Origin of the sequence: Deinococcus radiopugnans ATCC 19172 (assembly GCF_006335125.1) — a bacterium.
GTDB lineage: Bacteria > Deinococcota > Deinococci > Deinococcales > Deinococcaceae > Deinococcus > Deinococcus radiopugnans.
Genome location: NZ_VDMO01000013.1, coordinates 46,244 through 70,426 on the forward strand (window position 1 = coordinate 46,244; position 24,183 = coordinate 70,426).

General features: G+C 67.9%; 27 protein-coding genes. 11 read left to right on the forward strand and 16 right to left on the reverse strand.

Annotated elements, in window-relative coordinates; translation table 11 throughout:
• The first annotated feature begins 62 nt into the window (after positions 1 to 62).
• The 3 genes from FHR04_RS12745 to FHR04_RS21195 are packed head-to-tail and all read left to right on the forward strand — an operon-like array spanning position 63 to position 1,806.
• A complete protein-coding gene (locus FHR04_RS12745) occupies positions 63 to 668 on the forward strand; it encodes a GGDEF domain-containing protein (protein ID WP_139403786.1) in 606 nt (201 codons plus the stop codon).
• Complete coding sequence (locus FHR04_RS21190; protein ID WP_249039111.1) at positions 665 to 1,333, forward strand: nucleoside deaminase; 669 nt, start codon at positions 665 to 667, stop codon at positions 1,331 to 1,333. Before FHR04_RS12745 ends, FHR04_RS21190 begins: the two co-directional genes overlap by 4 nt.
• Positions 1,330 to 1,806 carry an NUDIX hydrolase gene (locus tag FHR04_RS21195; RefSeq protein ID WP_183944800.1) on the forward strand — a complete coding sequence of 159 codons (477 nt, stop codon included), beginning with the start codon at positions 1,330 to 1,332 and terminating at the stop codon, positions 1,804 to 1,806. Before FHR04_RS21190 ends, FHR04_RS21195 begins: the two co-directional genes overlap by 4 nt.
• Positions 1,807 to 1,852: 46 nt before the next feature.
• Here FHR04_RS21195 and FHR04_RS12755 read toward each other — a convergent pair whose 3' ends face one another.
• On the reverse strand, positions 1,853 to 2,131 hold the full coding sequence (locus FHR04_RS12755; RefSeq protein WP_139403787.1) for a hypothetical protein: 279 nt from the start codon (positions 2,129 to 2,131) through the stop codon (positions 1,853 to 1,855).
• Positions 2,132 to 2,170: 39 nt separating this feature from the next.
• Between FHR04_RS12755 and FHR04_RS12760 the strand changes: the two genes are divergently transcribed.
• Both FHR04_RS12760 and FHR04_RS12765 read left to right on the forward strand, forming a co-directional pair.
• Positions 2,171 to 2,776, forward strand: coding sequence for a histidine phosphatase family protein (locus FHR04_RS12760; protein WP_139403788.1), 606 nt, complete (start codon positions 2,171 to 2,173; stop codon positions 2,774 to 2,776).
• Positions 2,777 to 2,784: 8 nt separating this feature from the next.
• Positions 2,785 to 3,333, forward strand: coding sequence for a GNAT family N-acetyltransferase (locus FHR04_RS12765; protein WP_139403789.1), 549 nt, complete (start codon positions 2,785 to 2,787; stop codon positions 3,331 to 3,333).
• Here the strand turns inward: FHR04_RS12765 and FHR04_RS12770 are convergent.
• The gene (locus FHR04_RS12770) at positions 3,323 to 3,835 is read right to left on the reverse strand and encodes a M23 family metallopeptidase (protein ID WP_039681588.1); all 513 of its coding nucleotides are present in this window, start codon (positions 3,833 to 3,835) and stop codon (positions 3,323 to 3,325) included. The genes FHR04_RS12765 and FHR04_RS12770 overlap by 11 nt on opposite strands.
• A gap of 136 nt (positions 3,836 to 3,971) precedes the next feature.
• On the opposite strand from FHR04_RS12770, the gene FHR04_RS12775 reads away from it, so the two are divergent.
• Complete coding sequence (locus tag FHR04_RS12775) at positions 3,972 to 5,234, forward strand: M16 family metallopeptidase (RefSeq protein WP_139403790.1); 1,263 nt, start codon at positions 3,972 to 3,974, stop codon at positions 5,232 to 5,234.
• Positions 5,227 to 6,486, forward strand: coding sequence for a M16 family metallopeptidase (locus FHR04_RS12780; RefSeq protein WP_139403791.1), 1,260 nt, complete (start codon positions 5,227 to 5,229; stop codon positions 6,484 to 6,486). The genes FHR04_RS12775 and FHR04_RS12780 overlap by 8 nt, the downstream gene beginning before the upstream one ends.
• A gap of 27 nt (positions 6,487 to 6,513) precedes the next feature.
• On the opposite strand, the gene FHR04_RS12785 is transcribed toward FHR04_RS12780, so the two are convergent.
• Complete coding sequence (locus FHR04_RS12785; RefSeq protein ID WP_249039112.1) at positions 6,514 to 7,686, reverse strand: CaiB/BaiF CoA transferase family protein; 1,173 nt, start codon at positions 7,684 to 7,686, stop codon at positions 6,514 to 6,516.
• Between the two features lie 179 nt (positions 7,687 to 7,865).
• Between FHR04_RS12785 and FHR04_RS12790 the strand changes: the two genes are divergently transcribed.
• Together FHR04_RS12790 and FHR04_RS12795 are read left to right on the forward strand one after the other, a co-directional pair.
• Positions 7,866 to 10,121: a xanthine dehydrogenase family protein molybdopterin-binding subunit gene (locus FHR04_RS12790; RefSeq protein ID WP_139403792.1), complete on the forward strand. Its 2,256-nt coding sequence runs from the start codon at positions 7,866 to 7,868 to the stop codon at positions 10,119 to 10,121.
• Positions 10,122 to 10,144: 23 nt separating this feature from the next.
• Positions 10,145 to 10,762 (forward strand): GNAT family N-acetyltransferase, encoded by a 618-nt coding sequence (locus FHR04_RS12795; protein WP_211344196.1) that lies wholly within the window; start codon positions 10,145 to 10,147, stop codon positions 10,760 to 10,762.
• 44 nt (positions 10,763 to 10,806) lie between these two features.
• Here the strand turns inward: FHR04_RS12795 and FHR04_RS12800 are convergent, their stop codons facing one another.
• The 12 genes from FHR04_RS12800 to FHR04_RS12855 form a co-directional block, all read right to left on the reverse strand.
• Positions 10,807 to 11,481 (reverse strand): V-type ATP synthase subunit D, encoded by a 675-nt coding sequence (locus tag FHR04_RS12800; RefSeq protein WP_039681591.1) that lies wholly within the window; start codon positions 11,479 to 11,481, stop codon positions 10,807 to 10,809.
• Positions 11,482 to 11,582: 101 nt separating this feature from the next.
• Positions 11,583 to 13,001, reverse strand: a complete 1,419-nt coding sequence (locus tag FHR04_RS12805) for a V-type ATP synthase subunit B (protein ID WP_039681592.1) — start codon at positions 12,999 to 13,001, stop codon at positions 11,583 to 11,585.
• Positions 12,998 to 14,746, reverse strand: coding sequence for a V-type ATP synthase subunit A (locus FHR04_RS12810; protein WP_039681593.1), 1,749 nt, complete (start codon positions 14,744 to 14,746; stop codon positions 12,998 to 13,000). The genes FHR04_RS12805 and FHR04_RS12810 overlap by 4 nt, the downstream gene beginning before the upstream one ends.
• A gap of 126 nt (positions 14,747 to 14,872) precedes the next feature.
• Positions 14,873 to 15,229 (reverse strand): V-type ATP synthase subunit F, encoded by a 357-nt coding sequence (locus FHR04_RS12815; protein WP_039681594.1) that lies wholly within the window; start codon positions 15,227 to 15,229, stop codon positions 14,873 to 14,875.
• Positions 15,226 to 16,203, reverse strand: coding sequence for a V0D/AC39 family V-type ATPase subunit (locus tag FHR04_RS12820; RefSeq protein ID WP_039681595.1), 978 nt, complete (start codon positions 16,201 to 16,203; stop codon positions 15,226 to 15,228). The genes FHR04_RS12815 and FHR04_RS12820 overlap by 4 nt, the downstream gene beginning before the upstream one ends.
• Before the next feature lie 8 nt (positions 16,204 to 16,211).
• Entirely contained in the window at positions 16,212 to 16,790 is a 579-nt protein-coding gene (locus tag FHR04_RS12825) for a V-type ATP synthase subunit E (protein WP_039681596.1), read from the reverse strand.
• Position 16,791: 1 nt separating this feature from the next.
• Positions 16,792 to 17,091 (reverse strand): ATP synthase subunit K, encoded by a 300-nt coding sequence (locus FHR04_RS12830; RefSeq protein ID WP_039681597.1) that lies wholly within the window; start codon positions 17,089 to 17,091, stop codon positions 16,792 to 16,794.
• 17 nt (positions 17,092 to 17,108) lie between these two features.
• Positions 17,109 to 19,178, reverse strand: coding sequence for a V-type ATP synthase subunit I (locus FHR04_RS12835; RefSeq protein ID WP_139403794.1), 2,070 nt, complete (start codon positions 19,176 to 19,178; stop codon positions 17,109 to 17,111).
• The gene (locus FHR04_RS12840) at positions 19,175 to 19,492 is read right to left on the reverse strand and encodes a V-type ATPase subunit subunit G family protein (RefSeq protein ID WP_039681598.1); all 318 of its coding nucleotides are present in this window, start codon (positions 19,490 to 19,492) and stop codon (positions 19,175 to 19,177) included. The genes FHR04_RS12835 and FHR04_RS12840 overlap by 4 nt, the downstream gene beginning before the upstream one ends.
• A 473-nt stretch (positions 19,493 to 19,965) precedes the next feature.
• Positions 19,966 to 21,279 (reverse strand): ammonium transporter, encoded by a 1,314-nt coding sequence (locus FHR04_RS12845; RefSeq protein WP_139403795.1) that lies wholly within the window; start codon positions 21,277 to 21,279, stop codon positions 19,966 to 19,968.
• A 29-nt stretch (positions 21,280 to 21,308) separates the two neighbouring features.
• Positions 21,309 to 21,680, reverse strand: a complete 372-nt coding sequence (locus FHR04_RS12850; RefSeq protein ID WP_039681600.1) for a P-II family nitrogen regulator — start codon at positions 21,678 to 21,680, stop codon at positions 21,309 to 21,311.
• A gap of 283 nt (positions 21,681 to 21,963) precedes the next feature.
• Positions 21,964 to 22,521 (reverse strand): DUF4126 domain-containing protein, encoded by a 558-nt coding sequence (locus FHR04_RS12855; RefSeq protein ID WP_139403797.1) that lies wholly within the window; start codon positions 22,519 to 22,521, stop codon positions 21,964 to 21,966.
• Positions 22,522 to 22,743: 222 nt separating this feature from the next.
• Between FHR04_RS12855 and rpmI the strand changes: the two genes are divergently transcribed.
• Together rpmI and rplT are read left to right on the forward strand one after the other, a co-directional pair.
• Entirely contained in the window at positions 22,744 to 22,950 is a 207-nt protein-coding gene (rpmI, locus tag FHR04_RS12860) for a 50S ribosomal protein L35 (protein WP_039681602.1), read from the forward strand.
• Positions 22,950 to 23,318, forward strand: a complete 369-nt coding sequence (rplT, locus tag FHR04_RS12865; RefSeq protein ID WP_039681603.1) for a 50S ribosomal protein L20 — start codon at positions 22,950 to 22,952, stop codon at positions 23,316 to 23,318. The genes rpmI and rplT overlap by 1 nt, the downstream gene beginning before the upstream one ends.
• Positions 23,319 to 23,423: 105 nt before the next feature.
• On the opposite strand, the gene FHR04_RS12870 is transcribed toward rplT, so the two are convergent.
• Positions 23,424 to 24,116 carry a GntR family transcriptional regulator gene (locus tag FHR04_RS12870; RefSeq protein ID WP_039681604.1) on the reverse strand — a complete coding sequence of 231 codons (693 nt, stop codon included), beginning with the start codon at positions 24,114 to 24,116 and terminating at the stop codon, positions 23,424 to 23,426.
• Positions 24,117 to 24,183 lie beyond the last annotated feature (67 nt).

The following is a 24,183-nucleotide window of genomic DNA, read 5'->3' on the forward strand; positions in this document are numbered from 1 at the left end:
ACTCTGCACGACATATATATGTCAGACCGATATAGCTAGAATTCAGAGCAGGAGGAACCCCTATGGCCCGCCCGGATATCCTGTCGCGCAATCCCTTTGAAGACGCCTTCGCCCGCCTGGGTTCGGCCCCGCTGACGCTGGCGGTGCTGGATCTGGATCATTTCAAGACCCTCAACGACAGCCTGGGCCACACCGAAGGAGACCGGGTGCTGCGCGCCGTAGAACGCCTGCTGTCGGGCAGCCTGCCGTCAGGCAGCATCATCGGACGAATCGGGGGCGACGAGTACGCCGTGATTCTGCCAGAGAGTGCCGCCGAAACCGCGCTGATCCTGTTCGACGAGGTGATCCGGCACTTTCACATCCACCGCGATCCGCACTGGCCGCGCAGCCTGGGCCTGAGCGTGGGGCTGGCTTCACGCCCCGCCCACGCCAGCGAGTACGCCGAGTTGTACCGCGCCGCCGACGAGGCGCTGCTGCGGGCCAAGCGCGAGGGCCGGGGCCGGGCGTGCATCTTCGTGGAATCCAAGATGGTGCTGAAGTCCAACTACTACCCCAAAAGCCAGCTGGAACGCCTGAGCAAGCTGAGCGGCGCGCTGGGGCGAACGGAAGCCAGCCTTTTGCGCGAGGCGCTGGACGATCTGGTGGAGCGGTACCGGGAAGAGCTGTGAATGGGGTGCGGGAGGCGGGAGGCGGGGCGCGGGGAAAAGATGAAGGGCTGTCTCCCGGCTGGCAGGCCGCCCTGGCCGAAGCGTGGGAGGCGTATCTGCACGACTCGTATCCGATTGGCGCGTGCGTGGTGGACGCGGATGGCGTGGTGTTGGCGCGGGGGCGGAACCGACTGGGCGAGCCTCGCCGTGTGGAGGGCGGCTTTATCGCCGGACATGATCTGGCGCACGCGGAGATCAATGCGCTGCTGAACCTGGCGGCCACGCCGTACCCCGAATGTCATACCTGGACGGTGCTGACCACCGTGGAACCCTGCCCGCAGTGTGCCGGGGCCATCGCCATGAGCGGCATCCGTGGCATGGCCTACGCCGCCCCCGATCCCTGGGGAGGCTGCACACGTCTGCTGACGGACGATCCATATGTATCGGGCAAGCGCATTCGCGTGGGCCGCGCGCCGGAGGACGTGCAACGGGTGGCCTTGCGGCTCAAGGCCCATGCGCTGTGGGAAGAGGAACGTCCCCTGGGGGAACGAAACGTTCTGGACAGTTTTGCCGCTCAATACCCTGAGGACGTGGCTTTTGCAGGGCAGCTCTACCGCTCTGGTCAACTTCTGGCCCTGCGTGAACGTGGCGCAGGTCTGGAAGAAGCATTGGCGGTGCTGGCATGACCGCCCCGCCATTCCTCAACCTCTCGCCGGGTGAAGACCGAATAGGCCGCGCCTGTGCGTGGATCGAACACGAGGGCCGGGTGCTGATGTCGGCGCGGGATGCCTGGGGCTGGACGCTGCCGGGCGGCGGGATCCACCCCGGCGAAACACCACAGCAGGCGGCAGTACGGGAAGCCTGGGAGGAATGTCGCGCCCATTGCGAGGTGATAGGCGAAGCTGTGCGTCTTTCCGAGGGCGCCGACTGTTATCCCATGCGTCTGCTGGGGCTGGAAAGCAGCCCGGAAGGGCGTCCGGTGCTGTGGGTCAGACCGGAGTCGGTGTGGTGGGCCTGTGATCCGCAGCTGTGTCAGGTTCTGGCGGCGCAGGGCCGTTCTATTCCGTCCCCCGCTTTCCGGGCCGGGCTGCAAACCGTCAGGCGGATAACGTTTCAGACTCAGGCCGCATTCAGGCGTTCGTCAAGGATGACGGCATGACCCGCCCGCCTGTTCCTGATGAGGATGGCGTCAGGCCAGTGATGACTCAGCCACTGCTAACGAAGACCGCCAGGAACACCAGATACGCCAGCAGGGCGGCAAATGCCAGTGGACGAACCAGCGCGCCGCCAGCGACACGCAGCGCGGCGGAGAACGCGGCCAGGGCCAGCAGCAGCCACGTCAGCGCGTGGAACCAGCGCAAGACGATGAACCGCCACCCCTCGCCGGGGCTGACGCGGTCTGCGGGCCAGATCCAGAGCCACACCAGGGCCATCAGAACGCACAGCAGGCCCCAGACCATCACCGGGACGCCCCAGAATTTCACCCGGCTGCTGCTCTATACGCTCGTTGCAGAGGCGCATCCATGAACGAAGTTTACCTGACCCTCCTGCGCCACGGGCGCAGCCGTGCCGACGACGAGAACGTTCACGAGGGCCGTTACGATTCGCCACTGACCGAGGTGGGGCGTGCCCAGGCTGGGGCGCTGGCCGCGTACTGGGTCAACCATCCGCCAGCGTTTGACCAGGCCTACTGCTCCACGCTGACCCGCGCGTTTGAAACGGCCCGCATCGTCACCGACGCACTCGCTGTGCCGCTTACGCCATCCGACTTGCTGCGCGAGTGGGACAACGGCCCGCTGGCCGGGCTGGGCCGCGAGGAGGCCGCGCGGCGTTACCCGATTCCCGCCTTCCGGCACGAGCTGGACGCCTTCACGGCAGAAGGTGGCGAGTCCCAGGCCGCGATCCGGGCGCGTGCCCTGCTGGCCCTGGAAGACATCTGGCAGGGCGGGGGAGGGCGGGTGCTCGTCGTCTCGCACGGCGGTTTCCTCAATTCCATGCTGCGCGAGCTGCTGCGGATGGAACACGGCTGGTTCGAGTTTGGCGACACCTCGTTCGCCACGCTGCGCCTCAGCCGGAGAAGTCATACGGCGCTGGTGACGGGCGTCAACCTCTGCCCGCACCTGCCCTAAACTGCGCCATGCACCATGCCACCACCCTGACCGACGGTGAACTGACCGTGCGTGCCCTGACTGCGGCGGACATTCCCGGCCTGTGCGCCCTGGCTGCCACCTGCGAGGCCGAGCTGAGCCTGATGGGCACCTCGCCTTCAGAGGCGGCCTACTACCGCAGCGCACTGGACGCCCCCGATCAGCAGCCCTTCGCCGTCGTGGTGGACGGCGAGCTGGCGGGCAGCACGCGCTACGGCGACATCCGGGCGGCGCACGCGGGATTGGAAATCGGCTGGACGTGGCTGCACCCGCATTACATGGGCAGCGGCATCAACCGCCGCATGAAGCTGCTCCTGCTCTCGCACGCCTTTGAAACGCTGGAGATGCAGCGCGTGCAGCTCAAGACCGACCACCTGAACACCAGGTCTCAGCGGGCCATCGAGAAACTCGGCGCGGTGCGCGAGGGCGTGTTAAGAAAGCACCAGCGCCGCCAGGACGGAAGTCTGCGCGACACCGTGATGTACTCCATTACGGCGGACGAGTGGCCGGAAATCAGGGAGCGGCTGGCTACTTCTTGAGGAGCGGGTACGGATTGATCGCCCCACCGCCCGCGTAAATCCCGTAATGCAGGTGCGGCGGCGTGCCCTTCGCGTTGCCGCTGTCGCCCACAAAGCCCACCACAGTTCCCGCCTCAATCCATTCGCCGCGCTTCAACTCCGGGTATTTCTCCATGTGCGCGTAGTAGTGCCGCTGCCCGCCAGGGCCGAGGATCATCACCGTGCGTCCGCCCAGCCCGTTGGGGCCGACATTCAGCACGACGCCGCGCGTGGTGGCGCGAATGGGCGTGTTTCGGGCGGCAAAAATATCGATGCCCTCGTGCCGGCGCCCCTGGCTGCGGGCCGCGCCCCAGGTGTCGGTCAGGGGGCGGCCCGGCAGTGGGTTGGGCAGGCTATTCGCTGCCGGTGTGGGGGCCGAGAGCAGCGCCGAATACCGCCGGGCATTTTTAATCTGCGGCCACAGCAGGTACAGCGCCCCCGCCAGCAGCGCGAGAAAAAAGACCAGCCCGAGAAAACGCCTCACGGCCCCAGCATGCCGCTACGGCAGCCAGAAAGAATCAGGGAAAAGTTGCAGAGGGGCTGGTTTCGCCGGTGGACTCCCCCCGACGAATCCCCCCATTCCCCACATCTCAGCACGCCGCAACGCCTACAATCGCCGGATGCCTGCCGTTTTCCCAGCCCCTTCCGCCTCTGAATTGTGGACGCTGCCCGGCGGCCTGCGCGTGGCCTTCGAGCGGCGGGCCGGGCCGGGCTTTGCCTTTGACCTGCGTCTGCCGGTGGGCAGCGCCCACGATCCGCACGGTCTGGAGGGTTCCTCGGGCGTGCTGGAGGAGTGGCTGTTCAAGGGTGCGGCGGGCCGCGACGCCCGCGCGTTGCAGGACGCCTTCGACGATCTGGGCGTGCGCCGGGGCGGCGGCGTGGGGCCGGAGGCCACCCGGTTTGGCGTCTCTGGCCTGCGCGACGATCTGCGGGCCTCGCTGGCGCTGGTGGCCGACGTGCTGCTGCGTCCCGACTTGCCCGAAACCGAATTGCCTGTCCTGACCGATCTGGCCCGGCAGGATCTGGACGGCTTGCAGGACAGCCCGCCCGACCTGCTGGCGCTGGAGGCGCGGCGCGTGACCTTTCCGCGCCCTGCCGCCTCCCCGCTGGCCGGTTTCGCCCATCCGCCGAGCGGCACCCCTGAAGGATTGGAGGCGCTGACGGCAGACACTTTGCGGGCGCACTTGGAGGCTTACGGGCAGGCGGGCGCGGTGCTGGGGCTGGTGGCCGATCTGGAGCCGGAGGCGGCGCGGGCATTGGTGGCGGGGACGCTGGACGGGCTGCGCCCCGGCGAGCAGCCACACGCTCCGGCGGACTTTCAACCCCGGCAGCGCATTCACGTCACAGACGAGGACGCCGAGCAGACCCACCTCAGCCTGACCGCCCCCGGCATTGCGCCGCGCGATCCGCGCTGGCTGGCGTGGCAGGTGGCCCTGACGGCGCTGTCGGGGGGGAGTGCCAGCCGGTTGTTCCACGCCGTGCGCGAGGAACGCGGGCTGGCCTACGCGGTCAGCGCCTCGCCGGTGCTGCTGGGCGGCCAGGGCTTCCTGACGGCCTACGCGGGCAGCACTCCGGCCCGCGCGCCCGAGACGCTGGAGGTGATGCTGGCCGAACTCGCGCGCTTGCCGCAGGGGTTGAGCGCCGACGAGTTCCGCCGCGCCCGCAGCGGATTGAAGGCCAGCGTGGTCTTCGGCGCGGAATCCATGCGCGCCCGCGCCGGGGCGCTCACGCGGGACGTGGCCGTGTTCGGCCGGGTGCGCCCGCTGGCCGAGCTGCGCGAGGGGCTGGACGCGCTGACGCTGGAGGGCGTGAACGACTTTCTGGCCGGCTACGATCCGGTTTCGGACATCACGGTGGTCACGCTGGGGCCTTCAAATGTCTAAGGGTCAAGGGGCTGAGGGTCTAAGGGAGCCGGCGATTCACGTTCTGCCCAATGGGCTGACGCTGCTGCTGGAGGCCGATCCTGACGCGCAGACCGTCGCCGCCGGGTACTTCGTGAATACCGGGGCGCGCGATGAGGTGCCGTCCGAGATGGGCGCGAGTCATTTCCTCGAACACCTGATGTTCAAGGGTTCCGAGCGGCTTTCGGCGGTGGTGCTGAACGAGCGGCTGGACGATCTGGGCGGCCAGTCCAACGCCTTTACCGGCGAGGAGGCCACCGTCTACCACGCCGCCTGCCTCCCTGAGCAGACCGCCCCCCTGCTGGACACCCTGACCGAGCTGATGCGCCCGGCGCTGCGCGAGGCTGACTTGGAAGCCGAACGTGGCGTGATCCTGGAAGAGATCGCCATGTACGCCGATCAGCCGGGCGTGCGCGTGATTGACGAACTGCGCGCCGACTACTGGGGCACGCACCCGCTGGGGCATCTGGTGTTGGGCACGGCGCAGACGGTGGGCGCCCTGAGCCGGGACGCCCTGGCCCACGATCATGCGCGGCGCTACGGCGCGGGCCGCGTGACGCTGGCGCTGACGGGCACCTTCGAGCCAGCGGAGGTGTTGGAATGGGCCACCGTTCATCTGGCCGACTGGCCTGCCGCCACCCCGCCAGCCGCCGAGCTGCCCCCCATTCCGGTGCATCCGGGCCGCGTGCATGTGATCGCAGACCCCGAACTGAGCCGCGTGCAGGTGGCCGCCGCCGCCCCTGGCCTGCCGGTGACCCACCCGCTGCGCGAGGCGGCGGGCGTGCTGGCCGACTTGATCGGCGGCGAGAACGGCGCGCTGTACTGGGCGCTGCTGGACACCGGACTGGCCGACAGCGCCGACTTGGCCCACCTGGAATACCGCGACGCCGGAGCGTTCGAGGGCGGCTTTTCGTGTGACCCCGAACGCGCCCAGGACGTGCTGAACATCTTCCGCGCCGTGCTGCGGGATGCCGATAAGCTCATCACCGAACCTGCCGTGCGCCGAGCCGCCCGCAAGCTGGCTGTGTCCACGCTGCTGCGCGCCGAGACGCCGCAGGGCCGCCTGTTCGCGCTGGGCATGGACTACCTGGCAACCGGGCGGGCCGAGACGACGGCGGAGCTGGTGAACCGTTACGCCAATGTCCGTGTCGAGGACGTGCGCGAGGTGCTGCGGCTGTGCCCGCTGGATCGCCTGACGGTGGTGGCGCTGGGGCCGCTGAGGGCGCTGGAGTAAGTGCCCTCTCGTTCTCGTCACTGCGGGTCAGCCTTCCAGCTCTCCAAGAATCTCCGCCGTGTGCTGCCCCAGCGTCGGCGGCGCGCGGCGCACGGGCGGCGTCCTTCCCCCGATGGCCCACGGCGGCGAGGTGACGGTGGTGTGGCCCAGCGAGGCATGCTCGACTTCCACCGCCACCCCCCGCGCCTGCACATGCGGATCGGCAAAAACCTCGGCCATGTTGTTGACCGGGCCGCACGGCACGCCCGCCACTTCCAGCCGCGCCATGATGTCCTGACGGGTGAAGCGGGCCAGCCCAGCCAGCATCAGCGTGTCCAGCTCGGCGCGGTGCCCCACTCGGCCCTCGTTGGTGGCAAAGCGAGGGTCTGCGCCCAGTTCGCCCAGTTCCAGCGCCGCGCAGAAGCGCCGCCACAATGCGTCGTTGCCCACGGCGATGTTTACGAAGCCGTCGCCGCAGGCCACCGTTCCGTACGGCACGATGCTGCGGTGATCGTTGCCCACAGGCACGGGAATTTCCCCCGTCGCCAGGTAGCGCCCCACCTGCGAGGATCCCAGCGCGATCACGCTTTCTAAGAGGTTCACGTCCACCCGTTCGCCCTGGCCCGTGCGCTCCCGCCCAAACAGCGCGGCCAGAATCGCCTGCGTGATCAGCGAGCCGGCGAACACGTCGGCCACCGCCACGCCCACCCGCAGCGGCGGCCCGCCGATCTCTCCGTTGTAGCTCATCATGCCGCCCATGCCCTGCGCGATCACGTCGTAGCCGGCGCGTTCTTTGTACGGCCCGGTCTGCCCGAAGCCGGAAATGCTGGCGTAGATCAGCCGGGGGTGCGCGGCGTGCAGGGCCTCCCAGCCCAGGCCCAGGCGCTCCAGCGTGCCAGGGCGGAAGTTCTCCACCAGCACGTCACTGCCGGCAATCAGCCGGCGGGCGCTGTCCATTCCCTCCGGCGTCTTGAGATCCAATTCCACACTGCGCTTGTTGCGGTTGACGCTCAGGAAGTAGCTGGACTCGCGGCCCCCCTCCGACTCCTGAAACGGCGGCCCCCAGCCGCGCGTGTCGTCCCCGCCGGGCGGCTCGATCTTGATCACGTCCGCGCCCAGATCGCCCAGCAGCATGGTGCAAAAGGGGCCGGTCAGCACGCGGGTGAAGTCGGCCACCCGGATGCCGGAGAGGGGGAGGCCAGCGGTATCGGTGGAAGACACGGTCACAGGTGTGGGGCCAGGCAGGGCATGGTGGGACAACCTCCAGGGAGAACGATGGGGGTGAACTGGATTCCGCCGGAGTCTAGCCCAGTGGACTGCCCCCCGACTGCTGTGGAGGCGCTGATGGCCGGCGCAGTCACGCCGTAGAATCCCGGTCACACACCCCCCTGGAGGTTCGCGTGAAGGACACGGTTCATCTTGGCAAACGGCGCAGGATTATCGACGGCCTCGAAAAGGTCAGCGGCAAGGCCCGCTTCACGGCGGACGTGGCCCTGGCCGGCATGCTGCACGCCCGCCCCGTTCTCTCGCCCTATCCCCACGCCCGCATCCGGGCCATCGATACTGCTGCCGCCCTGGCCGTGCCCGGCGTGATCGCCGTGCTGACCGGCGCCGAGCTGAATGGGGGCCGCGTCGCCCACTCGCGGCCCAGCATGCTGCTCGCGCAGGACGAGGTGAGGTTCGCCGGTCAGCCGGTGGCGGTGGTGGTGGCGGCCAGCGCGGCCCAGGCCGCCGACGCCGCCGCCCTGCTCGATGTTGACTATGAGGTGCTGGACAGCGTGGACGACGCCGAACAGGCCATGACCGACGAGCGGCTGGTGTGGCCCCAGGGGGTGCCGCAAGCGGACAGCAGCCTGGCCAGCCTGCACGGCGGCGAGGCGAGCGTGCAGGGCGATGAGACGAGATCGAACGTCGACGAGCGCCGGGTCTTCGAGCGCGGCGACGCCGGGGCCGCGCTGGCCGCCGCCCACGTCGTGATCGAGAACACGTATACGAACGCCCGCGTTCATCAGTCCTACCTGGAGCCGCATGCCGTGGTGGCCGAGCCGGGCCGGCGCCCCGGTCAGGTCACGGTCTACACCAGCACGCAGGGCCAGTACGCGGTGCGGGGCGAGGTGGCCGGCGCCCTGGGCCTGCGCGAGGGCGACGTGCGCGTCGAACCCATGACCGTCGGCGGCGGCTTCGGCGCGAAGTACGGCATCGTGGACGCCCTGGTAACGGCGGTGGCCCTGCAGGTAGACCGTCCGGTGCGGATGATCCTCTCGCGCAGCGAGGACATGCTGACCACCATGCCTGCCCCCAGCACCTCGATCCGCGTGCGTCTGGGAGCCGATGAGAGCGGGCGGATCGTCGGCCTGGACGTGAAGGCCGTGATCGAGAACGGCGTGTTCCGCTTCGGGCACGCGGGCATCCTGGCCACCGTGATGGGGGGGATGTACCGCTGCGACAACGTGCGCATCGAGACGCTGGAAGTCCTGACCCACCGCGCTCCGGTCGGGGCGTACCGCGCTCCCGGCGTGCCGCAGGCCCTGTTCGCCCTGGAATCGAGCGTGGACGAACTGGCCCGCGCCCTCGGTCTTGATCCTCTGGAACTGCGACTGCAAAACGCCGTCGAGGGCGGTGACCCCACCGGTACCGGGCGCCCCTGGCCCGATATCGGCCTCAAAGCCTGCCTGGAGCGGGCGCGCGAGCATCCGCTGTGGCGCTCGCGGGGCACGCAGCCGCACGAGGGCGTGGGGCTGGCGGTGGGCGGCTGGCCGGGGGGCTTCTCGCCGGCCGGGGCGGTGTGCCGGGTGGACACCGACGGCACCGTGCGCCTGCACGTGGGCAGCGTGGACATCAGTGGGGTTCACAGCTCGATGGTGCTGATCGTTGCCGAAACGCTGGGCATTGACCCTGAAACCGTCGAGATCGTCCAGGGCACCACCGACAGCGGCCCCTTTGCCCCGGCCTCGGGCGGTTCGCAGGTCACCATCAGCCTGTCGGGTGCGGTGCTGGGGGCCAGCCAGCAGGTCCGTGAGCAACTGCTGGACCTTGCGGCCTCGCATTTCGAGGCCCACCGCGACGACATCGAGTTGGCTGAGGGCCAGGCCCGTGTGCGCGGCGTGGCCGGACAGGGCGTGACCCTGGGGCAACTTGCCCAGCGCGGGCAGCGGCTGGCCGGCGGCCCTGGTCCGGTCGTCGCCGAGGGCCGCGCCGCCATCAAGGGGGGCGCGCCCGGCTTCACCGCCCAGCTCGTGCGCGTGCGGGTCGATCCCGACACCGGACACGTCACGCCGCTGGAGGCTGTGTGCATTCAGGATGTGGGCTACGCCCTGAACCCCCTGCTGGTGGAGGGCCAGATGCACGGCGGCGCGGCGCAGGGCCTGAGCATGGGCCTGTACGAGGGCCAGCACTTCGAGAGCGGCACCCTGACCAACCCGAACTTCCTGGAATACGTTTTTCCCAGCGCCAGTGACCTGCCGCCCCTGGACGCGGTGATCGTCGAGCGGCCCTCCGAGAACGGCCCGTTCGGGGCGCGCATCGTGGGCGAGCCGCCCATCACGGCGGGGGCGGCCGCCATCGCCAACGCGATCCGGGACGCGGCGGGCGTGCGCGTTACGAGTCTGCCCGCCACCCCCGAGCAGGTCTGGCGGCTGATGCAGGAGCGCGGCTGAACGGGCACTGGCCCCTGTTCGCGTTGCGTCTCGAGACGCCGCGCCTGGAACTGCGCCCGCCGCATGACGGGGAACTCGCGGCCCTGGCAGATGTGGCGGCTGGGGGCATCCACCTTCCCGGCGAGCGCCCCTTTCTGACTCCCTGGACCCATCTGCCGCCGCAGGAACGCGCCCTGTACGTCATGCAGCAGCACTGGCTGTCGCGTGGACAGTGGCTGCCAGAGGCGTGGAGTCTGGGGCTGGGCGTGTTCCGCGAGGGTCAGCCCATCGGCATGGTCTCGCTGCGGGGCCGTGACTTTCCTGTTCTGCGCGAGGTGAAAACGGGTTCCTGGCTCGGCCTGGCCTTTCACGGCCAGGGCTACGGCACCGAGGCCCGCGCCGCGCTGCTGCATCTGGCGTTTGCCGAGCTGGGCGCGGTGGCCGCCCTCAGCGAGGTGTTTCAGGACAACGCGGCGTCCCAGGGGGTCTCGCGCACGCTGGGGTATCGCCCCGACGGCATCTCGCGTGACGTACTGGACGGCCAGCCCGTCGTCTCGGATCGCCTGCGCCTGACGCGGGAGGACTGGGAGCGGCATCAGAGAACGCCTGTGACGGTCACGGGGTTGGAGGCCTGCCGCCGGTTCTTCTTTCCTGAGCCATAAAAAACCGCCCCCACTCGGAGGGCGGCCTTCTCTGCGCTCGGAACTCAGTCGGCTGCGGAGCCGTGGTTCCCGGCCTGCATGTTTTCCTTGTCCTTCTTGGCGTCGGCTTCCAGCTTGGCCTTGATCTTCTTCAGGGTAAAGCTGGCCTCGCGCTCGCGCTGATCCAGGACGCTGCGGATAAAGCGGATGTCGTCCTGAATGCCGGGGATGAGCACCTGCTCCAGCGCGTTCACGCGGCGCGAGGTCTTCTTGATCTCCTCGCCAATCCGGCGCAGCTTGGTCTCGGTGGCGGCCACCTTGACGATGCCGTCCATTACGCCGCCGAAATCGGTGGCGGCCTGGATGGTGCGGGCGCCCACATTGATCGGGCTGAACGTGGTGGCCGTGTCGCGCTGGGGCACAGCGATACGCGGCACCTTCACGCCGTACAGGTTGTCGATCTGCATGTCGATGGCGTAGTCGCCGCTGCCCGCCAGGCTCAGGCTCTCGACGGCTTCCGGCGTGTCCCACGCTTTCGCGCCGAACAGGCTGGTGTACGCGCCGGTGCTGACGCTGGCGAGTTCCTCACGGGCGGCCAGCGCGTCCTTGACCAGCGCGAAGAACTCGCCGATCAGGGCGTCGCGCTTGCGCTTGAGGAGGTCGGCGCCGCTCTGCGCGGTCTTGAGGCTGGCCTTGCTCGCCAGCATCGCGCTGCGGGTGGGGCTGATCTGTCCTGCCATTTTGTTCACCTCCTTTGTCGGTGAAGTGCGCGGTGTGCGGTACGCAGGGCGCGGGTTTAATCTTACCCCGCGTACTGCGCACCGCCTCCCGCATCCCTCATCTACATGCTCATGCTGCGGCCGCCGCGCCACATCTCGTCCATCTTCTCGCCATAGAACTTGTCGATGGAGTCCTTGGACAGACGGGTCAGCTGGCTCTGCGGCAACTTGGACAGGATGCCCCAGGCGACGGTCAGGCTGTCGTCAATGCTGCGGTCCTGATCGCCCTGGCCGATGAAGTACTGCTCGAAGTCGTCGGCGAAGCGCAGGTACAGCTTGTCGGTGTCGGTCAGCGCGTCTTCACCGGTAATGGCAACGAGCTTGCGCAAATCCAGGCCGTTGGCGTAGGCCGCGAACAGCTGATCCGAGACGTTCTTGTGGTCGGCGCGGGTCTTGCCCTTGCCGATGCCGTTGCCCTGCAGGCGGCTCAGGCTGGGCAGCGGGTTGATGGGGGGGAACACGCCCTTGGAGTTCAGGGTGCGGTCCACCACGATCTGCCCTTCCGTGATGTAGCCGGTCAGGTCGGGGATGGGGTGGGTGATGTCGTCGTCGGGCATGGACAGAATCGGAATCTGCGTGACCGAGCCGGGCTTGCCCTGCACCACGCCGGCGCGTTCGTAGAGCGAGGCAAGGTCGGTGTACATGTAGCCGGGGAAGCCACGGCGTCCGGGGATTTCCTCGCGCGCCCCGCCGATTTCACGCAGCGCCTCGCAGTAGTTGGTCAAATCGGTCAGGATCACCAGGACGTGGTAGCCGTGCTCGAAGGCCAGGTATTCGGCGGTGGTCAGCGCCATGCGCGGGGTCAGCAGACGTTCCACGGCGGGGTCGTCGGCGCGGTTCAGGAACAGCACCGAACGGGCCAGCGCCCCGGTGCGCTCGAACTCCTGCGTGAAGAAGGAGACCTCGCGCTGGGTCAGGCCCATCGCCGCGAAGACCACCGCGAAGTCGCCCTCGTGGCCCGGCACCTTGGCCTGACGCGCGATCTGGGCGGCCAGCTCGTTGTGCGGCAGACCGCTGCCCGAGAAGATCGGGAGCTTCTGCCCACGAATCAGGCTGGTGTTCACGTCGATGGTGGAAATCCCGGTCTGGATGAACTCCTCGGGCTTGGCGCGGGCGGTGGGGTTCATCGCCTGACCGTTGATCGAGAGCCGCTTCTCGGCCACCACGGCGGGCAGCCCGTCGATGGGGCGGCCCAGGCCGTCGAAACGGCGGCCGATCATTTCCTTGCTGACGCCCAATCTAGCCACGTCTTCCACCAGGCTCACCGAGGCGGTGGCGAGGTCGAGGCCGCGCGTTTCCTCGAACACCTGAATCACGGCGTTCTGGTCGGTCACCGAGATGACCTGACCGCCGCGCAGCTTGCCGGTGCCGTCCTTGATGTTCACGATGGCGCCGTAGGCCAGATCGCTGGCGGCGTTCACGAACAGCAGCGGCCCGGAGATGTAGGCGACGTCGTTGTATTCCTTCTGGAGAAGGGTCATGCGGTCACTCCCTTGAAGGTCTGGTCGAGTTCGTCCATGACGCCCTCGCCGTAGGCCATGAATTCGTTCTCGGCCACGTAGCGGGCGCGGGCCAGCTTCTCGATGACCGGGTTCTGGATGATGTCGTCGATGGTGGCGCCGCTCTTGAGAGCGCTGTCGGCTTCCTCGTAGAACTTCAGGAACATCTTCATCAGGCCGTAGTTCTTGGGCATGGAGCTGGAGGCGTCCACGGCGTCGAAGCCGTTCTGCTGCAAGAAGTCCTGACGCAGCATGCGCCCGGCCTCAATAATCAGCCGCTCGTTGTCCTGGAGGGCGTCGGGGCCGACGAGCTGCACCACTTCCTGGAGGGCCGCTTCCTCCTGCAAGATGTTGCTGATGCGCTGGCGCAGTTCGGGGAAGTCGGGGCCGACGTTCTCGCGGTACCACCGGTCCAGGATCGGCGTGAACAGGCTGTAGCTGCCGTTCCAGTTGATGGCGGGGAAGTGGCGGCGGCGGGCCAGACCCGCGTCCAGACGCCAGAACGCGCCGGTGATGCGCAGCGTGGCCTGGGTGACGGGTTCGGACATGTCGCCGCCGGCGGGGGAAACCGCCCCGATCACGCTGACCGCGCCGTCCTCGCCGCCCAGGGTCTTGACCGCCCCGGCGCGCTCGTAGAACGCCGCGAGCTTGGCGCCCAGGTACGGGGGGTACCCTTCTTCGGCGGGCATTTCTTCCAGGCGGGAGCTGATCTCGCGCAGCGCCTCGGCCCAGCGGCTGGTGCTGTCGGCCATCAGGGACACGCTGTAGCCCTGATCGCGGAAGTACTCGGCCAGGGTGATGCCGGTGTACACGCTGGCTTCACGCGCCGCCACCGGCATGTTGGAGGTGTTGGCAATCAGGATGGTGCGCTGCATCAGCGGGTTACCGGTCTTGGGGTCTTCCAGTTCGGGGAATTCCACCAGCACGTCGGTCATCTCGTTGCCGCGCTCGCCGCAGCCCACGTACACCACGATGTCGGCGTTGCCGTACTTGGCCACCGACTGCTGGGTCACGGTCTTGCCCGAGCCGAAGGGGCCGGGAATCGCCGCCGCGCCGCCCATCACCAGCGGGAACAGCACGTCCAGAATGCGCATCCCGGTCAGGAAGGGCAGGCTGGGATCGAGTTTCTTGGCGACGGGACGCGGCGCGCGCACCGGCCAGTAATGCGCCAGACGCAGCTCGGTGCCGTCTTCCAGCGTGGCAATGGTGTCGTCGATGGTGTACTCGCCCGCCTCCACGATGCTGCGGATCTTGCCGCTCTTGTCGGGCGGGGTCAGGATCTTGTGGGTGAAGGCGAACTCCGGCACGGTGCCCAGGATCGAGCTGCCGATCACCTCGTCGCCGGCCCCCACGCTGGGGGTGAAGTTCCACTTGCGGGTGCGGTCGAGCGAAGACACCTCGATGCCGCGCGCGATAAAGTCGCCCGAGGCCTCGCGGATCTTGTCCAGCGGACGCTGAATGCCGTCGTAGATGCCGTTGAGCATCCCCGGCCCCAGTTCCACCGAGAGGGGCAGGCCGGTGGTTTCCACAGGCTCGCCCACGGTCAGGCCGGAGGTGTCCTCGTACACCTGCACGAAGGCGGTGTTGCCGTCCAGGCGGATGATCTCGCCCACCAGACGCTCGGTGCCCACGCGCACGATGTCGTACATCTTCGCGCCGTACATGCCGTCCGCGATCACTGCGGGTCCGGCAATACTCTGCACGACGCCGCTCTTGTTCTGAGTCATGTTTCTCCTTCGGAGAGGTCTAAGGGTCTTTCTATAAGGTCTAAGGTCAAACAGTCTAAAGCAGGCGCAGAACGGCGTTTGTGCTTTGTGCCGTCTGGCCGTTAGACGGTTTGACCTGTAGACCGGTTACAGCTTGATATCGAAGCCGATGGTCTCGCGCACCAGCTTGCCCATGTACGCCTTGGCGTCCACGGTGTCGGGCGAGAAGGCATCTTTGAGGCTGGGAATGGGCAGCAGGATGGGCAGGTCACGGCCCCGCATGACGCGGGTGGTGGAGGCCAGCGGATCGGCGATGAGTCCAGTGTCCACGGCCACCAGGCCGTAGTTCCCCTCGGTGATCAGTCGTTCCAGTTCCGCCTGGGCGGTTTCGGGCGTGGCTTCCACCACGTGAACCCCGGCCAGCCGGTAGCCCGTGGCGGTTTCCGAATCGCTCAGGACGGCGACGTGGCGGGTGTTGCCCGTTTTGGCGCTTGAACCGGTCACGCCTGCACCTCCTTGCGAATCTGCTCGCTGCTCAGGTCATAGAACTTGCCGCGGGCGATCAGGCGCAGTTTGGCAATCTCGATTTCCTTGCGGCGCAGGAAGTCCAGGATGATCCCCACGCCCTCCGGGTCACCAGCCGCGCTGTTGCGGGCGGCGCGGTCGAGCGTGCCCCGCGCAGCCACCTCCGCCTCTTCCAGCGACGGGGCTTCGAGAATGGCGGCGATCTCGCCCACGCCGCCCGCGTCCCCGCCGGCCAGTCGGCTGTAGCCGGCGGCGTCCAGGCTGCCTCCGGCGACGAACAGGCTGGGATCGGGGGTCTGACCCTGCTGCGTCCGCGCGATCAGGGCGTTGGTCACGTCGATCTCGCGGGTCAGGTAGCGGCGCAGGCTGGTGTTGCGGGCCACGCCCAGGGCGTAACGGTAGTAGCCCTGATCCAGCGCCACTTCCAGATCCAGCAGGCGGCCACTGCCCGCGTAGGCGGCGGCCCCGTCACGCATGGCTTTCGCCAGCGGGTGACCGCTGACCGCGATGGCGGCGGCGGCGCTGGGCAGGTCACTGCTGGCGGCGGCGGCCTGCAGGGCGGCGGGCTTGAGGGTGCCGCCCTCGATCAGGCCGCTCTGGATGGCCTCAACCCCCCGGTTGCCGGCAATGCCGCGCGCCACGGTCTTGAGGTTGACCAGATCCCACTTCATCAGCAGGGTCTGGATCTCGCGTTTGGCGTCGCCGTCCGCAAAGCCCAGCACCCGCTGGGAGGTGTCGAAGAAGTTGCGGCTCAGGGCGCGGTCCAGCTCGGACAGGCCCGCACCCTCGGTGGTGGTTTCACGCAGGTTGGGGGCCAGGTCGGTCTCGGTCAGCACCCGCAGGAATTCGGCGTAGCTGCCCGACGCGAGCGCCGAGTCCAGGGCGCGCCCGTCCAGCAGCTTGGTGCGCATGACGCGCACGCGCGTATTGATGTACGAGTAATCGTCGGGCATCGCGTCTCCTACTCGGCCAGCAGCCGGGTGATCTGCGGCGCCAGTTCCTCACGCACGCGCTCCAGGCGGCCCACCAGCGTGTTCTGAATGCTGGTCTTGCCGTCCGGGCCGATCAGGCGCACGCCGGTCTGCACGCTGTCGTTGACGCGCACCTCCAGCGTGGCCGCCTCGCCGCCCAGGAACTCCAGGGCGCGGCGCGCGGCGTCCTGCTCGCTGCTCTGGGTTTCCACCGCCACCGCGCCGGGCAGCGCCTGAAGGCCCTCGCTGATCAGTTTGATCATGATCTGCGGGTACTCGGGGGCGCTGACCGAGCTGCGGATGTACTGCTCGGCGGTCTGGAAGGCCTGGGTCTGCAGGGAGTCGGTGGCCGCCAGACGCTGGGCATTGCTGTCCAGGTCCGCGGCGCTGCGGGCGCGCACCAGACCGGCCTGACGGGCGGTGTCCAGCGCGCGGGTGCGGCCCGAGACCAGCGCCTCGGCGCGCTCGTTGGCCGCCGCCACAATTGCGTCGGCACGTTCCCTGGCCTCGGCGCGGATGCGCTCGATCTCGGTCTGGGCTTCGTTTTGCAGCAGCTTGTCCAGGGCCATATCAGTTCAGGATGAACAGCGCGAGGAAGCCGAAGATGACCAGCGTTTCGGGAATCAGGAAGTACAGCAGCAGGCTGCCGGCCTTGCTGGGGTCCTCGGCGACGGCGCCGACCAGGCTCGAACCGATGCGCGCCTGCGCGATGCCGGTGCCGACGGCGCCCAGGCCCAGGGCCAGACCCGCGCCCAGGGCGCGCAGACCGCGGTACATGTCGTCGTTGACGGCCACTTCGGTCTGGGCCAGACCGCTGGTGGCGAGGGCGAGCACGAGGGAAGCGAGGACGATCTTGTTGTATTTGGTCATGGTGAACACTCCTGGAGTTATTTGACCTGCCCGGCGCTGGATTCAGTGCTGGGGCTCAGGCGGCGAAGGGGGTTGTAGGCGGGGCTGGTGTCGTTGTTGAAACCGGTGGGGTTCAGGAACTCCACCATCTGAAGACGGATGGGCTGCACGATGTGGCCGATCAGGGTCAGCGCCAGCACGAAGAAGTGCAGGATGACGCCGACCAGCAGGCCCAGCAGAATGCCCAGCACGCCGATGTTCTCGTACAGGCTCCAGCCCAGATCGGTGCACAGCCGGGCCAGGATGGCGCTGACCAGCCCCACGGCGAAGATACGGGCGTAGCTGAGGACCGCCGCACCCTGCGACATCAGTTCGATGGGCAGCAGCGGGAACTGCTTGATCACGATGATCCAGCCCACCACAAACAGGGCGAAACCGGCGTACATCAGCAGCACGAGGGGACTGGAGAAGTTGGTGAACTGGCCGAAGTCCTTGCCCGCGCGGGTGGCGAAGGCCATGCAGATCAGCGCGACGGTGCTGCCGAAGAGGGCCAGGCCCTCCCAGACGTGGGCGCTGTCGTGGTGCTTGAGCCCCTGCTGAACGCGGATGCCCCAGGCCCACAGCACCTGAAGGATGCCGAACAGCAGCGAGAACACCAGCGCCACGTTGCTGAAATACGCAGTTTCCAGACGGGGGAACAGGATCGGCACCAGGCCGCGGTGGGTGATGCCCGCCTCTTCCACGTAGGTGATGCCGGTCCAGCCCCACAGGTTGTTGAGCAGTTCCGGGTTGATGTAGAAGAAATGCAGGTGCTCAAGCAGCGTGCCGAACATCTCGCCGGTCAGGAAGCCCCAGCCGATGCACCACGCGGCCATGACGTTAACCACGTAGCCCAGATTGCTCAGGGTGGCGGGCGGCACAAACGCACCGAAGAAGCTCAGGTCCCAGCCCTCATTGCGGCGGGCCTTGCCCAGCAGCCACATGCCGAACCACAAGAACAGCAGGCCGTAGCCGATGTCGGCGATGATGATGCCGAAGAACAGCGGGAAGAACACCGCAATCACCCAGGTGGGGTCGAAGGTGCCGTACTTGGGCAGGCTGAGCAGCCCCATGACCACGCTGAAGCGGCTGACGTAGTCACTGTTCTTGAGCTGCACCGGCACGGTGTCGTCGTGCAGCTCGTCGACGGGGTGCAGTTCGTAGCTGACCGCGTCGCCGAAGCTGCCCAGCGCCGCATTCAGCGCGGGTACCCGGTCCACCGGCACGAAGCCCTGCATGACCAGGCTGTACTTGCCGCGGGCGGACACGGCGCGGACGTCGTGCACCGCCACGCGGTCTTTCAGGGCGTCGCGCACCGCGTACAGCGCCGGGCCGTGCTGCTTGGCCAGCGCGTCACGCTCCGCGTTCAGTTGCCCCTGCCGCGCCGCGCCGTCGCGCTTGATGCGGTCCATCTCGGCGGAGGCGTCGCCCAGCGGCAGGCCGTCGAACCGGCCCGGCAGACGCAACTCGCCCAGACGAACCTTGCCCAGCGCCGCACGCGCCACGTCACGCTCGCGCGCCAGCGTCACTACCAGGCCCACGCGGTTTTGCCCCACCGTTTCGGTGGCCAGGGCGTACCGTTCGGGCAGGGTCTCGCGCAGCGCGGCGTCCAGTTCCGCGACGTCGTCGCTGGGCTGCAGCAGGAAGGGCAGCAGGCTCAGGCGGCGGCTGCGGTCTAACGGGCCGGCCATGCGGGCCAGCGCCCGCACGGCGTCGCCGTAGGCCCGCTCGACGTCGGCGTCGGCCTGCAGTTCCTGACGGTTGCGCGCCAGCACCGAGACCGGCTGCGCCGCACCCTCGACGATGGCGGCCCACTGCCCGGAATCCGGCAGCGGGGTGGGCGCCGGGCGGTAACTGCCCAGCTCGGCGATGGTGCTGTCGGCGCGGGCCAGCAGCCGCTCGTCTTCACGGCGGGACTGGGCGTCCCCCTCGGTCAGCGAGCCGGTGTTGAGGGGGCCGCCAGTGATGGGTTTGAGATGCAACACCCCCGCGTCTTGCAGGGCCGTGATGACCGCGTCGCTGCTGCGGCTGCGAGTCGCGATCACGACTTGCTGCATCGGGTTGATCACGGCAGCACCGCCCGCATGATGGTTTCGACGGCGTGCCCCAGCTTGGCGTTGGCCTGCTCACGCGTGGCCTGCGCCTGCGTGCGGGCCTGCGCTCCGGCTTCCTCGCGGATGCGGGCCACTTCCGCCGCCAGCTGCTCGTCGTGCTGGGCCTGCATGGCCGTCGCCCGTGCCTCGGCGTCCCGCATGATCCCAGCGGCCCGCGCCTCGGCAGCCGCTACGGTTTGCCGGGCTTCCTCGCGCGCCGCTTCGATCTGCGCGTCCAGCGCCGCTTCCCGCTGCGCCAGTTCACTTAAGACCTTACTTGAGACGTCCAAAACTTCACTCCTCCTTTTCCTGCTGTTCCGGCAAATCCCACGAGTTTCAGCCGCTTCAAAAGCCCCATCCTTGGGGGGATGAGGTATTTGGGGTGAACTCCAGAAATTGCGGCGGCCCGACCCTCTTTGTCACAGTTGCGTCAGACTCACCCGGTATCGTAACACAGCCTTTACAAATGCCTGGGGGGGCAAGCGTCCCTGGCGCGGCCTTATCCCAAAATGCGGTGAGTCGAAGACGAACCCGAGCGAAGCGAGTGGCAACACTCCCGTCTTGTGGCGATGGACGAACATCTGGTGGGGTTCCCGGATGCTCTGGAATCAGAGCAAGACGGTGTTATTCACCTCTTCCGGACAGGCCAGGGATCACGCCAGGAAACGCCCCGCTGACCGCACTGCAGCCAGCCGCCGGAGATGCGGGCGGGGCTGGCTGCAGGGCGGCGGGCGCTGAACAGGTGGAGGGCTGAAGGTGAGGCTCAGTCGCCCCCCACGAAGACCGGCGCCCCCAGCCCGGTTTCGCTGTCGGCGTAGCCCTGCTCGCTGTGCGCGCTGATGTCGATGCCGCCCACTTCCTGGCTGGCCGGAATCCGCAGCGGCATGACCACGCTGACCAGTTTCAGCAGAATAAACGACCCCGCGCCGGCCCAGACCAGCGAGGCCGCCACGCTGAGCAACTGGATCGCCATCTGCTCACCCACCGGTCTGCCCTGGCCCGTCGTCCACGCCAGCGCCCCGGTCAGCAGCGCGCCCACGATGCCGGCGACGCCGTGACACGCGAACACGTCCAGCGTGTCATCTGCGCCCAGACGGTGCTTGAGCTGCACCGCGCCGTAACTGGCGGCGGCCCCCGCTGCGCCCACGATGACGGCGGCCCAGGGGCTGACGAAGGCGCAGGCGGGGGTGATGGCCACCAGTCCCACCACCAGGCCGGTGGCGGCCCCCACGGCGGTGGGCTTGCCCCGGCTGCTTTCCAGCCCCAGCCACGTCAGCATGGCGGCGGCCGGAGCGATCAGCGTGGTCAGAAAGGCCAGCCCGGCGGTCTGGTTGGCCGCCAGCGCGCTGCCCGCGTTGAAGCCCATCCAGCCGAACCACAGCAGCCCCGCACCCAGCAACACCAGCGGCACATTGTGCGGCACGTGGGCACTGCGCGGAAAGCCGATGCGCGGCCCCAGCACGAAGGCCGCCACCAGGGCGCTGATGCCCGCCGAGAGATGAATCACTGTGCCGCCCGCGAAGTCCAGCGCCCCGGCCTTGAACAGCCAGCCGTCGGCGCTCCAGACCCAGTGGGCCAGCGGCGAGTAGATCAATAGCGTCCACAGCCCCCCGAACAACACAAAGGCCCCGAAGCGCATGCGCTCCACCACCGCGCCCGAGATCAGGGCCAGGGCGATGATGGCGAACATGGCCTGAAACGCCGCGAAGACGGAGGTGGGAATGGTGCCGGTCAACCCGTCGGTCAGGCCGTTCAGGCCAACATTCGCCAGCGAGCCCACGAAGGCGTTGCCCCCCTCCCCGAAAGCGATGCTGTAGCCCGCCAGCATCCACAGCACGCCCACCAGGCCTATCGAGACCACGCTCATCATCATGGTGTTCAGCACGCTCTGGGCGCGGGTCAGGCCGCCGTAAAACAGGGCCAGGCCCGGCGTCATCAGCAGCACCAGCGCCGCCGAGACCAGCATCCAGGCGGTGTCGCCAGTGTTGAGCGTCGGTGCCGCGTCCTGCGCCAGGGCCACGCCGCCCAGGGCCACGATCAGGGGAAGGGGTGTCCGGAGAAAAGGCGTCAGGCTCATGGACTTCACACTCCTTGAGGATGTTGCGGTCATACCGGGGCCAGCTTTTTCTCGGTGACGGGCGTCAGGGCCGAGTTGCCTTCCTCACCAGTGCGGATGCGGATGACGCGCTCCAGCGGCTGCACGAAGATTTTGCCGTCGCCCACTTCCCCGGTGCGGGCGCCCCGGCAGATGGCGTCGATGGCCGCCTGCTCGAACGGTTCGCTGACCGCCATGCGGATTTCCACCTTGTCGCGGAACTCGATCATCACGCGCGTGCCCCGGTAGTGCTCCACGATTTCCTGCTCGCCGCCGTGGCCGCTGACCCGCGAGAGCGTGATGCCGCTGATCCCCGCCTGAAACAACGCCTCTTTAACGTGTTGAACCCGTTCGGGCCTGACGACTGCCGTGATCAGTTTCATGGCGTTCCTCCCTGCACGCGCGACCTGCACCGTTCGCGCTCCGCATGTTCAGAGCCTAGAGAGGGAATTGCTTTTTGTCAAAATATTTTTTGACATTTGGCTAGATTCTGAGATACGGATTGCAGAAGATGCGGAAAAGGAGCCCGAATGTCGCGCTTGGGGTGAAGTTTAAGCCGTTTTCGGCGTGACATGGCGCCTGATGTGGGCTGGCACACCGCCGCAAGACGGCGGGAGAGGTGATCGGGCCTCTCCCGCCGTCCGATCGGTTGTCGGTCTGAAACGGCTACAGCGCCCGGCGCCCCCGTCGCCGCGTCCATAACCTGTAGCCCACGAAGACCACGGCAGCCAGCAGGAGCACGGCCAGAAGGGGCACGAACACGGCCAGCAACGAGAGCAGCAGACTGGTGCCGTCCTCCAGGGTGCTGACCAGCGGATTGCCCAGCCCGCCCGTGGTGACTGTGGCGACCGGGCGCACCGCCGTGCGGGTGGCATGCACTCCGCCCGCCACGATCACGCCCAGCGCCAGACTCAGGGCCGGGGGCACGTCGGCCACGCCGGTCTGCGCGGCAAACAGCACCGCGCCCGCCACCGTGTTGATCAGGCCGCCCACCAGATGCAGCGCGGTGTCGATGCCGGGAATCTTGTCGCCCACGAAATCCAGCAGTCCGATCACGCCCACGGCCAGCAAGACCCAGGGGTTGCCCAGCAGGCCAAACGGCTCATTCAGGTGCAGCACGCCCAGGCGCGACAGCAGGCCCACCACCAGCAGCGGTACGTAGGCGTTCAGCCCCGCAGCGCCCGACAGGCCCAGCGAGGACAGCAGACCGGACAGCAGTTCCATACCGCATTGTGACGTGCGTTGGCGCACAGGCGGGCAGGGGACAGCTTGAGCCAACCGCCTCCCTCTTGCCGTGCCCTCCCCGGTTCGTGTAGAGTCTTCTCTTGGTCAAGTGGGGCAGGGCAGACCAACGGCGCAGATGCAGGACTGAAATCTGAGCGGCCCGAACCCCAGACGTGAGCCCGGCCCAGGCCGGCGCGAGCGGACTACACAGGAGGGCCTACCATGCCCAAGATGAAGACACTCAAGAGCGCCACGCGCCGGATCAAGATCACCGGAACGGGCAAAGTGATGGCGTTCAAGAGCGGCAAGCGCCACCAGAACACCGGCAAGAGCGGCGACGAGATTCGCGGCAAGGGCAAGGGCTTCGTGCTGGCCCAGAGCGAGTGGGCGCGCATGAAGAAGATGCTGCCCTATAAGGGAGGCAAGTAATGCCCCGCGCCAAGACCGGCATCGTCCGCCGCCGCCGCCACAAGAAGGTGCTGAAGCGCGCCAAGGGCTTCTGGGGCTCGCGCAGCAAGCAGTACCGCAACGCCTTCCAGACCCTGCTGAACGCGGCCACCTACGAGTACCGCGACCGCCGCAACAAGAAGCGCGACTTCCGCCGCCTGTGGATTCAGCGCATCAACGCGGGCGCCCGCCTGCACGGCATGAACTACTCCACCTTCATCGGTGGCCTGCGTCTGGCCGGCATCGACCTGAACCGCAAGGTGCTGGCCGACATCGCTGCCCGTGAACCCGAAGCCTTCAAGGCCCTCGTGGACGCGGCCCAGGGCGCGCACCAGAACAAGGCCGCTTAAGACCGTCCGTCCTGAAGAAAGCGCCGCCCCCATCAGGAGGCGGCGCTTTTGTTGTTTCGTCTTGCAGAAGGAAGGGCAGGAAGAGGCTGCCGCCCCCGCGCGGATTCACGGCTCGAAGGTGTCCTGGAAGGCGTAGCGGTCTCCGCGCACCCAGTAGTTGACGTAGCTGGCGCGTTTGCTGCCGCTGTAGGTGGTGCGCCGGAGCAGGAAGGCGGCGGTGCCCAGCGGCACGCGCAGCAGGTCGGCCTCCTCCTGGCGCAGGTTGACCGCTTCCAGATTCTGCTCGACGCGGGCCATCGGTACGCCCATGCTGACCATCGTTTCGTGGATGCTCTCGGCGCTCAGGTTCTGCTCCAGCAGGCCCGGCGCCAGCGCGGCGTTGACGTAGCGCTTCTCGATCACCAGCGCCTCGTCCCCGGCGTTGCGCAGGCGGTGGACGAAGATCACCGGATCACCGCTCTGAATCTGCAGCACGATGGCGATTTCCGGGGTGGCCTCGATCTGCATGGCGCGCAGCACGGTGGTGCGGTGATCGGGGTGCCGCGCCCACTCCTTGAAGGGCCGCACCCGGAAGGTGCCCTGCCGGAAGCGTTTGCCGGTGGGAAAGGTGCCCGCGCCCTGCACGCGGTACACGTAGCCTTCACGCTCCAGTTCGTCGATGGCGCGGCGGGCGGTCATGCGCGAGACCTCGAATTCGCGGGCCAGTTGCGGTTCGCTGGGCAGCGGCAGCCCCTCGGCGTAATGGCCCCCCAGCAGCCGGTCTTTCAGGGTCGATTTGATCAGCGGGTATTTCGCCATGCATCCCTCCAGGGCACTTCCCGCGTGCGTTCCCACCAACGGGCCAGAGCTGAAGCCTATCTTAAGA

What these genes read in the sequence shown, in the direction of transcription:
- FHR04_RS12745 (WP_139403786.1), top strand. Translation starts at nt 63, where the DNA reads ATGGCCCGCCCGGATATCCTGTCGCGCAATCCCTTTGAAGACGCCTTC.
- FHR04_RS21195 (WP_183944800.1), top strand. Translation starts at nt 1,330, where the DNA reads ATGACCGCCCCGCCATTCCTCAACCTCTCGCCGGGTGAAGACCGAATA.
- FHR04_RS12760 (WP_139403788.1), top strand. Translation starts at nt 2,171, where the DNA reads ATGAACGAAGTTTACCTGACCCTCCTGCGCCACGGGCGCAGCCGTGCC.
- FHR04_RS12765 (WP_139403789.1), top strand. Translation starts at nt 2,785, where the DNA reads ATGCACCATGCCACCACCCTGACCGACGGTGAACTGACCGTGCGTGCC.
- FHR04_RS12775 (WP_139403790.1), top strand. Translation starts at nt 3,972, where the DNA reads ATGCCTGCCGTTTTCCCAGCCCCTTCCGCCTCTGAATTGTGGACGCTG.
- FHR04_RS12780 (WP_139403791.1), top strand. Translation starts at nt 5,227, where the DNA reads ATGTCTAAGGGTCAAGGGGCTGAGGGTCTAAGGGAGCCGGCGATTCAC.
- FHR04_RS12800 (WP_039681591.1), bottom strand. Translation starts at nt 11,481, where the DNA reads ATGGCAGGACAGATCAGCCCCACCCGCAGCGCGATGCTGGCGAGCAAG.
- FHR04_RS12805 (WP_039681592.1), bottom strand. Translation starts at nt 13,001, where the DNA reads ATGACCCTTCTCCAGAAGGAATACAACGACGTCGCCTACATCTCCGGG.
- FHR04_RS12810 (WP_039681593.1), bottom strand. Translation starts at nt 14,746, where the DNA reads ATGACTCAGAACAAGAGCGGCGTCGTGCAGAGTATTGCCGGACCCGCA.
- FHR04_RS12820 (WP_039681595.1), bottom strand. Translation starts at nt 16,203, where the DNA reads ATGCCCGACGATTACTCGTACATCAATACGCGCGTGCGCGTCATGCGC.
- FHR04_RS12825 (WP_039681596.1), bottom strand. Translation starts at nt 16,790, where the DNA reads ATGGCCCTGGACAAGCTGCTGCAAAACGAAGCCCAGACCGAGATCGAG.
- FHR04_RS12830 (WP_039681597.1), bottom strand. Translation starts at nt 17,091, where the DNA reads ATGACCAAATACAACAAGATCGTCCTCGCTTCCCTCGTGCTCGCCCTC.
- FHR04_RS12845 (WP_139403795.1), bottom strand. Translation starts at nt 21,279, where the DNA reads ATGAGCCTGACGCCTTTTCTCCGGACACCCCTTCCCCTGATCGTGGCC.
- FHR04_RS12850 (WP_039681600.1), bottom strand. Translation starts at nt 21,680, where the DNA reads ATGAAACTGATCACGGCAGTCGTCAGGCCCGAACGGGTTCAACACGTT.
- FHR04_RS12855 (WP_139403797.1), bottom strand. Translation starts at nt 22,521, where the DNA reads ATGGAACTGCTGTCCGGTCTGCTGTCCTCGCTGGGCCTGTCGGGCGCT.
- rpmI (WP_039681602.1), top strand. Translation starts at nt 22,744, where the DNA reads ATGCCCAAGATGAAGACACTCAAGAGCGCCACGCGCCGGATCAAGATC.
- rplT (WP_039681603.1), top strand. Translation starts at nt 22,950, where the DNA reads ATGCCCCGCGCCAAGACCGGCATCGTCCGCCGCCGCCGCCACAAGAAG.
- FHR04_RS12870 (WP_039681604.1), bottom strand. Translation starts at nt 24,116, where the DNA reads ATGGCGAAATACCCGCTGATCAAATCGACCCTGAAAGACCGGCTGCTG.